Source organism: Roseovarius nanhaiticus (assembly GCF_900156535.1).
In the GTDB taxonomy this organism is placed as follows: Bacteria; Pseudomonadota; Alphaproteobacteria; order Rhodobacterales; family Rhodobacteraceae; genus Roseovarius; species Roseovarius nanhaiticus.
On the sequence record NZ_FTNV01000003.1, the window covers coordinates 1 to 12938 of the forward strand.

10 protein-coding genes are annotated in these 12938 nt (G+C 61.8%); 2 read left to right on the forward strand and 8 right to left on the reverse strand.

The genetic code is table 11. The features are described 5' to 3' along the window. The first annotated feature begins 92 nt into the window (after positions 1-92). Both BW975_RS17815 and BW975_RS13155 read left to right on the forward strand, forming a co-directional pair. Complete coding sequence (locus tag BW975_RS17815) at positions 93-1919, forward strand: TniQ family protein (RefSeq protein ID WP_244512597.1); 1827 nt, start codon at positions 93-95, stop codon at positions 1917-1919. A gap of 493 nt (positions 1920-2412) precedes the next feature. Next, positions 2413-3000 carry a rhodanese-like domain-containing protein gene (locus tag BW975_RS13155; RefSeq protein ID WP_076534803.1) on the forward strand — a complete coding sequence of 196 codons (588 nt, stop codon included), beginning with the start codon at positions 2413-2415 and terminating at the stop codon, positions 2998-3000. 463 nt (positions 3001-3463) lie between these two features. Here BW975_RS13155 and BW975_RS13160 read toward each other — a convergent pair whose 3' ends face one another. The 8 genes from BW975_RS13160 to BW975_RS13195 form a co-directional block, all read right to left on the reverse strand. Beyond that, on the reverse strand, positions 3464-3682 hold the full coding sequence (locus BW975_RS13160; protein ID WP_076534804.1) for a hypothetical protein: 219 nt from the start codon (positions 3680-3682) through the stop codon (positions 3464-3466). A 553-nt stretch (positions 3683-4235) separates the two neighbouring features. Next, positions 4236-5153 (reverse strand): FAD:protein FMN transferase, encoded by a 918-nt coding sequence (locus tag BW975_RS13165; protein ID WP_244512592.1) that lies wholly within the window; start codon positions 5151-5153, stop codon positions 4236-4238. 1 nt (position 5154) lies between these two features. Next, a complete protein-coding gene (locus BW975_RS13170) occupies positions 5155-5724 on the reverse strand; it encodes a nitrous oxide reductase accessory protein NosL (RefSeq protein WP_076534805.1) in 570 nt (189 codons plus the stop codon). After that, entirely contained in the window at positions 5721-6542 is an 822-nt protein-coding gene (locus BW975_RS13175) for an ABC transporter permease (protein WP_076534806.1), read from the reverse strand. Before BW975_RS13175 ends, BW975_RS13170 begins: the two co-directional genes overlap by 4 nt. After that, positions 6539-7435 (reverse strand): ABC transporter ATP-binding protein, encoded by an 897-nt coding sequence (locus BW975_RS13180; RefSeq protein ID WP_076534807.1) that lies wholly within the window; start codon positions 7433-7435, stop codon positions 6539-6541. Before BW975_RS13180 ends, BW975_RS13175 begins: the two co-directional genes overlap by 4 nt. Continuing rightward, positions 7401-8732, reverse strand: a complete 1332-nt coding sequence (locus BW975_RS13185; protein WP_170846596.1) for a nitrous oxide reductase family maturation protein NosD — start codon at positions 8730-8732, stop codon at positions 7401-7403. The genes BW975_RS13180 and BW975_RS13185 overlap by 35 nt, the downstream gene beginning before the upstream one ends. A 3-nt stretch (positions 8733-8735) precedes the next feature. Then, the gene (gene nosZ, locus BW975_RS13190; protein ID WP_076534808.1) at positions 8736-10679 is read right to left on the reverse strand and encodes a TAT-dependent nitrous-oxide reductase; all 1944 of its coding nucleotides are present in this window, start codon (positions 10677-10679) and stop codon (positions 8736-8738) included. Then, positions 10672-12879 carry a NosR/NirI family protein gene (locus tag BW975_RS13195; protein WP_076534809.1) on the reverse strand — a complete coding sequence of 736 codons (2208 nt, stop codon included), beginning with the start codon at positions 12877-12879 and terminating at the stop codon, positions 10672-10674. Before BW975_RS13195 ends, nosZ begins: the two co-directional genes overlap by 8 nt. Positions 12880-12938 lie beyond the last annotated feature (59 nt).

Below are 12938 nucleotides of genomic sequence, written 5' to 3' on the forward strand. Positions count from 1 at the left end.
ATCGATAAATCTGGATGCGGGTGCCGAAGAATACGACGAGTCGCGCACAAAGCGGCAAAAGAAAAAGCTGGAGAGGGTTTGAACATATGCCCATGCTTCCAGTCTTGCCCCCATATGCCGATGAAACAACCGTTTCTTGGGGGGCCCGCGTCGCCCGCTTCCACACTGGCATGACCTGTGCGGACTTTCTCAAAATGGTTGAGATCAAGCAGGCCCATATAATGGACCTGAACGTCAAAACAGTGGAGCGCCTGTCAAAATTTACAGGTGTTCCAGAAACGCAGATTCTGGGGGGCGGCCCTCAAAAGGCTGGCGAACGGCTGCTGGCCTATAAGGGTGAAACCTTCAACGCTCGGTTCATGACGCGCACCTACACAACGTACTGCCCAGCGTGCCTAATAGATGATGCAGCTGCGGAGGCGAATGGGGACCGGGTAGGGCGCCTTTCTTGGATGTTCTCAACCGTCCGCGTTTGTCCGCGTCATGGCATACTCCTCACTCGGCGCAAGAACCTGGGATACTATGAGCGTTTTCAGGACATGAACCTCGTCGCCCCTGAAGACGACTTTCTGCGGAAGCAAGGCGCCGAAGCAGAGCGTAGGCGTGTCTCTCCTCTGCAGGCATATGTTGAGGACCGGTTTTCAGGAGCGTCGGGGCCCGCTTGGCTCGATAATCAGGGAATAGATCAAGCAAGCAAAGCCTGCGAAATGCTCGGCATCTGTCGCCTTATGGGTGCCGATGTAGACCTTCGGACGCCGACTCTTGCAGAATGGGATGAAGCTGGCGCAATCGGATACGCGGCCGCCAGTCAGGGGCCGGTTGGAATTTATTCGATCTTGGACGAGATTACGGCGCCAGTGAAGGCTAGGAATTGCTGGGGAGGCCCACAGTTAGTGCTCGGCCGCATTTTTAAATGGCTTCAATACAACAAATCTCACACCGACCCGGGTCCAATCCTTGATTGCGTTCGCGAATATATCGTCGATACGATGCCGGTCGATCCTGAAACGGTTCTCTTTGGCCATGCGATCGAGCACCGCAAGCGTCACAGCGTGCCAACTCTCGCCGAATACTCAGGCATTCATGTGAAAACAATCAATAGGGCGGTGGCTGTCACCGGTCTGCTAGCGAATGTAGACTTGGAGGTTATTGATGTTTGGAGAACATTCGACGCGACGGCTGGTGAAGCTCTGGCCGATCGGATCAATCGATCTTTGCCGATTAAGAGCGCTCCTGAATATCTGAACTGCAATCGCACACAAGCCCAGATGCTGGTCAAGTGCGGGATCTTGAAGCAGGTCGCGCCTGGCTTGGGATTGCACGGCGGGGTTCTGACTCAGGTGCCACTCGATGAAATCGATTCATTCCTCGAAGCGTTCCGATCCAGCGGCCGGCCCGTTACATCGGCCAGCAAGGGAATGATGAATGTCATCGACGCCTCTGAAATCGCGCGCGAGACGGCAGCCGATATTGTGCGAATGGTCCTTGATGGTCGCTTATCCAAGGTTGAATTGTTGAATGAATCGCTTCGATTTCGTTCGGTACTGGTCGACCCAGATGAGGTCTACGCTGTCGCGAACGCCAGTGAAGATCATCATGGATGTAGTGTCGCAGAAACTGCGCGCCGGCTTGGCGTTTCGACGGTTGGAGTGACCCATTTGAGGACCAAATTGGACGAAACTGGCCGACCATTTTTGCAAGTAACGGAGGTTATCAACGCGCGTGGATCGGTTCGCCTGCGATTCGCTGTCGAAGAGATTCAGCGCTTTTTGGACATTCATGTTTCGCTCAAGGATCTCGCGAAGAGGGAAGGGGTCAGCACGAAGGCAATGTCGAAGCGTCTTTCTGATCGTGGCATCGAACCGATCATGGACCGCGTTCTCTTGCGGTCGAAAGTTTTTCGTCGTGCTGACCTATAGATTTCTGCAAAAAAAACGCCTCTGAAAGCCGCCCACATGGGCGGCTTTTTTGTGTCTGCTCAATGGTCGGCAAAACTTGGCCCGAATTCACTTGGCACGACTTTCGCCGATTGCTTGGCAAAGTTGCTCGTTGGTTTTCGACGGTGATAGAACTTAGCGTTGAAATCATTAAGTTTTCTGGGTCGCGAAAGCCCCGTTTGGCCTAACTATGCCCGCGTCGACAGATTATCGGGACGGGCGTAGTTATGCCAAAACCGCTGTTTTGGTTTGCCACGAAGCGGGGTCAGTTTTGCCACGTGGTGCTCACATCCAGAGTTAAACGTAGTTTCGAATGACAAACCGGTGAACCCGGCGAGCGAGGACTAAGCCTCGTCGAGGACATTCCGCTCGCTGACCGGCAGAAGGTGTTTCTTTTGTCTGTGTTCGGCGGTGACGCCGCGCCAATCAACGGCTAAGCTTGGAGCCTGTGCAAGAAGCAGAGGAGGAGGCCCATATGAAACTGCTTGTTCTGACGTTTGCTCTGACCCTCGCCCCGGGATTGGCGCAGGCCGAGAGCCAAGTGGGCATTTCCAAGCAGATGCCCACTGTCACCGTGGACACTTCGGATGGCCCCGTAGAGATTGGTCGAATTCAGGATACGACGAACGAGATTTCCGGCGAATGGGCCCGGACCTCGCGTCCTTGCCCTGAATTTTGCATTCAGCCCATGACGCCCGCAGAGGGAGCGGCGACCATCGGCGAGCTTGAGCTCATTGAGATGCTACAGGATCCTGAGGCGGTCGTTGTGGACAGTCGCACCTATGACTGGTTCAAGGGTGGTACGATCCCGGGAGCGGTCAGCATCCCCTACGACCGTATCGTCGACGAATTGGGCCAGCTGGGCTGCGAGGCAGATTTTGACGGGTGGGACTGCACGACGGCGAAGCGCGTGGCGCTCTTCTGCAACGGCATCTGGTGCGGCCAGTCACCCACGGCGATCCGCAACATGATTCAGGCCAATTACCCCGCCGACCGGATCTCATACTACCGCGGCGGTATGCAGGTCTGGCGCCTGCTTGGACTTACGGTAACCGGCGACTGAGGCCTCTCACAGCCCGTGCAAGCCTGTAGGGGAGGCCTTCGAGCCAAGCCTCGCCAGATCCCCTGTCCGAAAGGCCTTCGTGACCTAGCTAAAACGGCGCGCTGACAGGGCCGCCCTGCATTCAGACTCGGAAGGCGACGTCACGCCTGCTGCGACCATCGCGAACAATCATCTGGCAGGCGTGAAGAGAAGGGGTGTCAGGTGCACGCCCTCTCCGGCTTACTGAACGCTGTGAAGGCCAAGTTGATCCTTGGCAGCTCAGCGCCATTGACATGCCAAGTCCGGGGTTGCCGGCATGACAGGCTCTCACCAGGCCTCGTCTTCCTCTTCAAATTCCGCTGTGTTGCCTGAGGGATGCAGGCCTTGATCGCCCCGGATCGTCTTGGGATGTGGTCAATCCACCGCACACTCGGGCCAGCGGCGCGATGACATCCTGCCAGCGTCCCTCGGCGCATGTGAGCATTCACCTGCCGGCCGGCGGATAGCGCAGCCGCGCATCGAGCAGCGGCACGTATCGCGAAAAGGTGTCGACCTCGGTCGGGATACGCAGCTTATGGCCTGTCGCCAGCTGGTCATGGACAGAATTCATCGCCCAAACGTCGTTGGGGCTGAGAGCTTTGGCGCGGTCAACGCGCAGCTTCGCCTTCGCTCTGTGCTTGGATGTCTTGTTCCGAAGCGGCATCCCCAACTTCTTGTCGATGCGGCAGACCTACTTGATCGCTCTCGCCCACAGCTACGCAATAGCCTGCCGGGCAACGATGTATGCCCCCGGCCTTTGTGGTCTGACAGCACGTGAACATGCCTGTAATCACAGCACACACGATGTCTCGCAGATCTCGGTGATCCGTTTCCCGAAACTAGCCTGATTGGTGCGGCGGGATTTGCAGCGAAGGTCGAGCGGTGAAATCCGATGACGTCAAACGCCGTCGGGATCGTGATTGCACAATCGTTGCACATCCCGCGCACCAACGTCGGGTCCGCAACGATTTTCTTCAGTTGCTTCACCTCGGTTGCCAACAGTCCGGCATACTTTTTTTCGAAGTGAGGAGGGCCACTTGGCTACCGCCCGGCGATGGCTTTGCAATCCTCTGCCGGTCACTGGATCCCTGCCGTCCGACAGATCTCTGACACAGGCATGCCTTGCCAGCCTGCTTGATGCGACACACCTTCTGCGCGTCCCTTCTGCACGGGCGGCAGACCTGATCCGGATGCGCGCTCCGGATGTGCTGAACGCTTCAGGAAAGATGCACCAACCGCAGGCCAAGTGTCCGCACGGCTGCTTGGATGGTGGTGCGGTCCATCAGGCACGCCGCTGTGGTCAGCCCATCGGTCATCGCCGCAGAAGGGCCAGAAATCGAAATCTGACGCCATGGCGTATCCGCTGGCTGCCCGGTGACCGGGTTGAGGATATGGCCGGCTGTTTGCGCGGCGTCAAAGCAGGTACCACGCGGTGCGGAGGTGGCCATCGCCATGTCCCGCAGATGGGTCTGCCCGCCTGACCGCAGTGTCACGGGCCAGTCGCCGCCGTGGGGATGCCCGCCGATGGCGGCCAACTCGCCAGTATCGACCATGATATTTGTCAGCCCTTCGGCGCGCAGCATCGCCGCGATGCGATCCGCGATGACCCCCTGCGCGATCCCGTTCAAGGTCAGGGCCATGCCGGGGCGCTTGAGCCGTACGAAGCCGCTGCCGAAGCTGACATTCTGCCAGCCGGTCAATGCCTGTGCGTGTGCCACATCGAGGCCACCGGACTCACCGCTGTAATGCCGCGCCCATGCGGACCAGAGCGGCTGTATCGTTGGATCGAAAAGCCCGCCAGTAAGTGCGTGGAGTTGGCCGCAGAGCGACAGGCACTCCAGCAGTTCGAAGGGCGGCGCGTCAAGCTGGCCATCCGCATTGAGGCGAGACAGGGCCGAGGCGGGTTTGTAGAGGCTGAAGATATCCTCCAGCCGGTCCAGCTCACGCGCGACGTCGGCGGCAATGCGGTCTGCATCGGCATGCGCCAGCGTCAGCGTGGTGCGCGCGCCAAGTGCCATACCGCGCCACTGCGTGATCTCCGGCGCGGCAGCCGTGCTGCCCGCGAAGCTGCCGGCGGCGGTTGCGGCGGCCCCTGCGCTGATGGTCAGGAAGCGGCGGCGGGACAATCTGGACATCTCAGTTCTTCCTCTCATTCGATAGTTTGCGCAGCCGGTCGGAGAAGTCGGCATCGTCCTCCGCGCGGCTTAACAGGCCATCGGCCACGGGCGCCAGAACGGCCTGATCGGGGATCTGGGCGAGGCGCAGGACCTCGCCGCCATGCGCGGCGATGTAATCCCTGGCGGCCGCTTCCTCGGCGAAGGGCACGGTTTCGGGCGCGCCCATGCCGCCCGTGCGATCCGAGCCGAGGACGTAATAGGCCTCCTCGGCGGCGATCCAATGATCCTGCCCCGGCGCGTCCCAGCTGGGCACGGTGCCGACATCCTGCACATAGATCGCGGTGATCGCGTGGCTTTGCTCGGGCATGCGCTGATAGGCGATGGCATCACGGACCTGGCTGAAAAAGAGCGGCATTCCGGGCAGCCCCTCCAGATGGACCTGCGCCTTCGGGCCGGGATGCTCGAGCAGGTTCATCTGGCAGAAATGGCCGATGGCATCTTGCGTCATGCGGACCGGCTCGGGCGCTTTGGCCTCTTCGCGGCAGGCGGCCAGTGCAAGGACGCACAGGATGGCAGGCAGAACCCTCATGGCGTCACCTTGCGGAAGGCCAAAACCGAGGCGGCAAGCGCCAGGAACGGCCACAAAAGGATCGAGAGCAACGCATAAAGCGGCGGAATTGCATTGGCCGCTCCGCCGATCCCGGCCGCCGCCGCGGTGGCGTCCGATGCGGCCAGATTGAAGAGGCGGAACGCATCCGCCGGGTTGGCGACCAGTAGCCAAGGGAATAGATCGGTTGTGAACCAGCCGCCGCTATCGGCGACAATGGCTGCGAGCAGGCCCAGATCGTAAAGAACGATCATGCCTAGCCACAGCCCGATCGCCAGCCCCGCCGCGCCCGAGGGGCGCCGTGACAGCGCCGATAGCCCGTAGCCGAGGCACAAAAACGTCGCGCCCAGAAGGACCGAACTCCAGACCAGCCGCAGAAGCGCGGGCAGACCCTGCACGGCTTCCGGATCGACCAGCCAGGCCGCGATCGCGGCGCTGCCATAGCCCGCGATGATGGCCAGTGTCAGCACAGCCAGATGCGCCGCGAGCTTGCCCAGGAGCAGTTCGGCGCGATTGCCGGGATAGGTCAGCAGCAGGGGCAGCGTGCCGCGCTCGACCTCGCCAGCGATGGCGTCGAAGGACATGAGCAGCGCGACCAGCGGCACGAGGTAGACGCTGAGCGACGTGAGGCTGGCCACCGTCACCGAGAGGCGGTCTGTTCCGAGCGCGCCCGTCGGCGCGGACCCCGCAGCCGAGAGAACCAGCGAAAAGACCACCATCATCAACACCGCGATCGCGACCCAGCGGTTGCGCAGCGCGATGCGGAACTCGGTTGCGGCGGTGGAAAGGATCCGTGTCATTGCCCGTCCCTCCGGCTGTAATGGCTGTAGATGTCTTCGAGGCTGGGCGGTGTGATTTCGATATCGGCGACCAGATCCTTGAGTGCGGTTATCTGCGACAGGACCGGCAGTTTGTCATTTTGCGTGACGTCCAGATGCAGGCCAGTGCCATTCATGTGCCCTTGTGGCAGGGCCGCCGCCAGCTTGCCCTCGGCGCCGGCTTGCGGAATGACATGCAGCGTCACCGACAGGTTCGCGGCGCGGCGCAGGTCGGGCAGCGTGCCTTGGGCGACGACGCGGCCCTGCGACAGGATGACGAGGCGATCGGTGCGCGCCTCGACCTCGGTCAGGGCGTGGCTGGACAGAAGGATCGCGGCGCCATCGGCGGCCAGACCGTCGAGCAACGTGTAGAAATCGCGGCGCGAGACGGGATCGAGGCCGCTCGTCGGCTCGTCCAGCACCAGAAGGCGGGGCTGGCCGATCAGCGCCTGTGCGAGGCCGATCCGTTGGCGCATCCCCTTGGAATAGGTGCCGATGCGCCGCTTGGCCGCATCCGCCAGCCCGACGCGGGCCAGAAGGTCGATCGCGCCGCTTGCGGGCAGGCCCCGCAGGCGCAGGAAATGGCGGATCTGCTCCAGCCCGCTCAGCGCCGGATGGAAGGCCACGTTTTCGGGCAGATAGGCGACATGCGCGCGCGCGCCCGTCGATCCGGGCGCGGCGCCCAGAACCTCGATTTGGCCGCTGTCATAGGGGATCAGGCCTAGGATGATCTTCATCATCGTGGACTTGCCGGCGCCGTTATGGCCCAGCAGCGCAACACGCTCGCCCGGTGCGACCTCGAGCGCGACGTCGCGCAGCGCAGGGGTGCCCGCGTAGGTCTTAGTGAGTTGCGAGAGGATCAAACTCTTCGTCATTGGTCTTTCCATTGCGCCAACGTCCGGCGCTTTGCTCGGCCAATTCGGCCATGTCATCGGGCACGGCAATCTCGACCGGTGCCATCATCGGGTGACTGTCCAGCACACCGCCGGGCAGGGTGGCGGGAAAGCTGCTTTGCGACCAGCGTATCAGCTGAACCGCCGGCGCGCCCATCAGAAGCGCCGCCGAAGGCTGTGACCAGAGGATATGATCCATCAGGTCATTGGGGCGAAACGCGCTGTCGGCGCGCCCGTCTCCATCCAGATCGAAGGCCGGATGATCGGACCAGAAATTGCCGCGGCCTTCAAAGCTCCATTCGACGTCGGTCGTGCCGACATATTTCACCTGCGTGCGGTTGCCGACAAAGGCGTTTCCGGTCAGCGCGTTCCGCTCGGAGCCGGCCGTGAAGTGGATGCCGATATCGCAGCCCTCAAAGCGGTTGTCGGCGATCAGGTTGCGATGGGCATTGTAGATGAACGTGCATTTCTCGGCGCCGCCCTGCACCAGATTGCCCTGAATGTCGGACTGGTTGGCGTAGTTCAGCATGATGCCGTGGTCGCGATCATTCAGCGACAGGTTGTCCAGCACCTGCACGCGGTCGGAAAACATCAGCGCATAGCCCAGATGATTGCCGATAGACACGTTTTGCGACACTTCGCTGTCATTGGCATACATGTAGTGCACCGCGAAGCGCAAATCGCGAAAGAGGTTGCCGCGGAAGACGTTGCGCCGCGACGTGTTCACGAAGATGCCATCACGCCCGTAGCGGATATCGTTGCCGATGACTTCGGCGCCGGTGGCATTCCAGACATAGACGCCGTTGCCGCGATCATTCATGCGCCGGTCGCGGCGGCCAACGATGGTGTTGCCCCGCACGATACTGTTGTTCGCGCCGTGGATGTCGACGCCGAAGAGATTGCCGAGGATGGTGTTGTTCTCGATCAGGGCGCGCCGCGCCGTCTTGATCAGTTGCACGCCGCTGTCGATGGTCGTGTGGCTGCTGCCCGATCCGGTGATCGTCAGCCCGCGCACGGTGATGTCATTGCCGGTCACCGTCACGACCGAGCCTTCTTCGGTGCCGACGATCTCGGCCTTGTTCTGACCGTCCAATGTGATCGTTTCGGCCAGCGTCACCGGGCCGTCGTGACGGCCCGGCGCAAGGATCAGCACATCGCCAGGGGCAGCCCCGGCGATGGCAGTTTGCAAGGCTCCGCCGCCTGCCGAAACCGTGACGGTTTCGGCCCATGCGGGCATCGCCAGAATGCAGGCGGCCAGCAGAAGGCGGAGCAGCGCCATGGATCAGCTCGCCTTCGGCTTGACCAGCATCCGGCCGCGCATCTCCATGTGGAGGGCGTGGCAGAACCACTGGCAATAGTACCAGTAGACGCCCGGCTTGGCCGCCGTGAACGTGACCGACGCGGTCTGTTGCGGCGAGATCTCAAACGCCACGCCGTGGTTGTTCAGCGTGAAGCCGTGGCTGAGATCGTCGATATCGTCGAGGTTGGTGATGATGACTGTCACCTCGTTGCCCTCTTCGACCTCGAACTTCTCCAGCGAGAACATTGGTGCGTTGCTGGACATGTAGACGCGCACCTTGTTGCCGTCTCGGATGACGGTGTCCATGTAGTCGTCGATATCGACGCCATCGGCCTCGGCCTGCTCGCGCGTCTTGGCCCACATCGGATCGTCGCGGTTCCAGACATCGAGAGGATTGACGATATCGCGCCGCACGAGGATCGCGTCATGCGGCTCGGCGAAGGTCGGTCCGTCATGCACCACCTTCATGTCATCGGTCGAAATGTCGATGATCTGCTCGTTCTCCGGCTTGAGCGGGCCGACATTGAGGAACCGGTCCTTGGAGAACTTGTTGAGCGAAAGCAGCCATTTGCCATCGGCTTCCTTGGTTTCGCCCATGGTGGTGGAGTTGTGCCCCGGTTGGTACTGCACGTCGACCTTGGACACGATGGGGTCGATATCCTCTCCATTATAGAGCTTGACTGCGTCCTCGATGTTCCACTTCACCACCTGGCTGTCGAGGAAGAGCGTTGTGAACGCATAGCCCTTGCCGTCGAACGCGGTGTGAAGCGGCCCAAGGCCAAGCTCCGGCTCCGCCACGACGACCGAGCGGGGATCGGCATCCTCGTCGAAAAGCGCGTCCATCTTGCGCACGTCCAGAACGGATACGGTCGGCGACAGCTTGCCTGCGACGCAGACGTGCTTCATGTCCGGCGCCGTGTTGATGCCGTGCGGGCTGCTGGGGATCGGCACGTAACGGGTGTATTTCTTGTTCTGGCCCTTGCGCCCGTCGATCACCTTGACGCCGTTCATCTCCTGATAGTCGCCGTTCTCGATGCCCTTCTCGATTTCTTTGAGGTTGAAGATCACGACATGGTCGCGCTCGGCCTCGGTCATCTCGGCGAGGTTCATGCCCATTTCCGAGTTGTAGGAGGTCGAGAAGGCGTATTTGCCCTGATAGTCGCAATCGGTGTTGTCGAGGTTGCCCGACACCATCACCTGCCACGCGATCTCCATCGTGTCACCGTCAAGCGCGGTGAAGAAGTTCACGTAGTTCGAGATGTCGTCCATGTTGGTCCCGTCATTGACCATCGGAACCTCGTCCTCGCCATTGGCAAAGACATAGCCCGTGCGCGGGAATTTTTGCGGACGCAGTCCGTGGATCGCCTTGGCATTGGGGATCTCGACGATCTTGTCGGCCTTCATCACGTCGCAGCGGACCCGCGCGACGCGCGTGTTGGCCTTGTCATTCATGAAGAGGTAGCGCCCGTCATAGGTGCCATCGGTGAAGGACATGTGCGGGTGGTGCAAATCGCCATTGTCATGCACGCGCTTGCCGTTGGCGGCAAGGAATTCCTTGGTCTGGGGCAGCATGCCTTCTTCGAAGATCGCGAGGCTTTCGTTGGTCTGGCCCCAGCCGGTGGCCGAGCAGCGGTTGAAGACCGGAACGCGCATCAGCTCGCGCATGGACGGAAAGCCTAGGATGCGCAGCTCGCCCGTCTGGCCCGAGGACCAGAAGCCGTAATACTCGTCCAACTCGCCCGGCTCGAGGTTGATGCCTTGAACTGCGGCCGAAGCTTTGCCGGTCGAGGCGACCGTGGCTGCGCCAGCGGCGCCGCCCAGTAGCGCCATGCGCGCCGCGCCCGACCCGCCCAAGAGGGCTGCACCGCCCGTGGCGCCCAAAAGGCCCCGGCGGCTGATGCCGTGTTTTTTTGTGTCGTCAGACATTGGAAGTCTCCTTCAGGTTGGGGTGGTTCTTGATCGCCCGGTCCAGCTCCGCCGAGCCGCGCGACGCGGTCTCGCGCCGTTTGAGCTTGCGGATCACGACCGGGCACTTCTCCTTGGATTGATACAGAACCTGGCAATGCATGCAGTTGAGGCATTCATTGGGGTTGATCTCTCCAGTGGGATGGATTGCCTGCACGAAGCATTCATGCGCACAGGTCTGGCAAGGGTTGCCGCATTCCTTGTAGCGTTTCAGCCAGTCGAACATGCGCAGCCGGGCCGGGATGGCCAGGCCCGCGCCCAGCGGGCAGAGGTAGCGGCAGAAGAACCGCTCGACGAAGAGCCCGGCCACCAGCAGCGCGACGACATAGGCCACGAAGGGCCAGGCGCGCATGAAGTTGAGGATGATCGCGGTTTTGAACGGTTCGACCTCGGCATAGATCTCGGCCTGTTCGAGGGACGCCAGCGAGACGCCGAAAAGCCCGAGGAAGATCATGTATTTGATGGGCCAGAGCCGCTCATGCAGGCCCCAGGGCAGGGTCCATTGCGGAATGCCCAGCTTGCGGCCGATCTGGTTCAGCAACTCCTGCAATGCGCCGAACGGGCAGAGCCAGCCACAATAGGCCCCGCGGCCCCAGAAGATCAGCGCCGCCGCGACCGCGAACCACAGGATGAAGGTCAGCGGGTCGAGCAGGAAGGCCTGCCAGCTGAAATCGCTGGTCAGCGCGCCGAAGAGCGCCATGAGGTTGACCACCGAAAGCTGTGCGTTGGCATACCAGCCCAGATAGACCAGCGTCACGGTGAGGAAGGTCATCCGGAACCAGTAGGTGACGCGCTCGGACCGGGTCAGGAAGCCCTGAAAGAAGAAGGCGCCCGTCAGGATCGTCAGCATCGTCGCCAGCACGATGATCTCCTGCGTCTTGTCCAGCCAGAGGCGTTTCCACAGGGCGGACTGCGCGGCCAATTCGTCCTGATCGGCCATCAGTTGCGCATCATTGGACGCAGCGGGGACGGGCGCGCTGCCGGGCACTTCCTGCATGTATTGCGCGGGCAGATCGTAGCTCATCTCGAAGGTGGTAAAGACCCGTTCGATCGCGGCCACGTCGCGCTGCACAAGCAGTTGCAGGCGGAAGGGCTCGGTCGGATCGAACCCCGCGTCGGCCGGAATCTTGAAAAGGTCCGTCTCGCTGAAATTCGGCGCGCCTTCGGCCGCGACCGCGCCCAGCCGGCGGTGCATCTTGTCGCGGAACCGCACCGAGGTATCGCCTTGGATCAACACGATCCGGTCAAAGATCCCGCCGCGGACATAGCCCGATCCCTTGAAGGAATAGAGGCCGTCCCCGGCCACCATGATCGCGTGCTCGTCCTCTTCCAGCCAGTCCTGCAGGTTGGCATTCTCGGCGCTGCCCAAGAGGGCTTCGCCCACGGCAGGAACGGACACGAGGCCCATATACATATCGATGAAATTGGTCTCGGGCGGGTCTTTCAGCGCGCGTTTGGCGGCGCGTGGGTCGTCCATCGCCTCAAAGGCCGCGTTCACTTCGCCCACGTCCAGCGACAGGCGGCGCAGCGTGCCGTCACCGGCCAGCGTTTCCCAGTCCTGCGGCGCGGTGGCCTCGGGGTTGATCTCGAATTTGGGGCCGGTGGGCGCATTGGGGGCGGTCAGTCCGCCAAGGCCCAGATCGCGCGCCACCTTGAGGCCGGCGCGCACGATCGAATCGTCGATCACCATGATCGTCACGGTCGCGCCTGCGATGATGTCGAGCTCATGCGCAGTCCCGCCCGATTGCGCCTCCTTCACGAGGTCGAGCCCGGCATAATCCGCCGCAAGCGCCTGAATCTTGGAATCGGGGATGCCGATCAGAACGATCGGCTCGGAATGCTTGACCAGCTTGACGCCCAGAACGATGGCGTCATCGTCGACGGCGACCATTGTGTGGATAGGCTTGCCCGAATAGCCCGTTGTGCCGACGTAATCAGACGCGATGAAGGCCCAACCGATCCGCTCGCCGCCCTGCAGCAGAGGCGCCACCGGCATGTCGTCGCGGATGGAGCCAAAGGCGTCCGCCCCCGGGGCCAGATCGCCGGGCGCCACGTCGCCGATGTATTCGGCCAGCACCGAGGCCGCCTGCGCGCGCACGCCATCGCCGGGCATCAGCGCAGCCAAAAGCAGCGCAGCGAGGCCAATGACACAGGATATCATGTGGGAAAGACGAGGGCGCTTGGCAATCGGAGCCGTCTTGGGAGGCGTTGCCGGGCCGG

Excerpts from the sequence above, each read along its gene's own strand:
- BW975_RS13155 (WP_076534803.1), top strand. The coding sequence starts at position 2,413 with ATGAAACTGCTTGTTCTGACGTTTGCTCTGACCCTCGCCCCGGGATTG.
- nosZ (WP_076534808.1), bottom strand. The coding sequence starts at position 10,679 with ATGTCTGACGACACAAAAAAACACGGCATCAGCCGCCGGGGCCTTTTG.
- BW975_RS13165 (WP_244512592.1), bottom strand. The coding sequence starts at position 5,153 with ATGTCCAGATTGTCCCGCCGCCGCTTCCTGACCATCAGCGCAGGGGCC.
- BW975_RS13180 (WP_076534807.1), bottom strand. The coding sequence starts at position 7,435 with ATGACGAAGAGTTTGATCCTCTCGCAACTCACTAAGACCTACGCGGGC.
- BW975_RS13160 (WP_076534804.1), bottom strand. The coding sequence starts at position 3,682 with ATGCCGCTTCGGAACAAGACATCCAAGCACAGAGCGAAGGCGAAGCTG.
- BW975_RS13195 (WP_076534809.1), bottom strand. The coding sequence starts at position 12,879 with ATGATATCCTGTGTCATTGGCCTCGCTGCGCTGCTTTTGGCTGCGCTG.
- BW975_RS17815 (WP_244512597.1), top strand. The coding sequence starts at position 93 with ATGCTTCCAGTCTTGCCCCCATATGCCGATGAAACAACCGTTTCTTGG.
- BW975_RS13185 (WP_170846596.1), bottom strand. The coding sequence starts at position 8,732 with ATGGCGCTGCTCCGCCTTCTGCTGGCCGCCTGCATTCTGGCGATGCCC.
- BW975_RS13170 (WP_076534805.1), bottom strand. The coding sequence starts at position 5,724 with ATGAGGGTTCTGCCTGCCATCCTGTGCGTCCTTGCACTGGCCGCCTGC.
- BW975_RS13175 (WP_076534806.1), bottom strand. The coding sequence starts at position 6,542 with ATGACACGGATCCTTTCCACCGCCGCAACCGAGTTCCGCATCGCGCTG.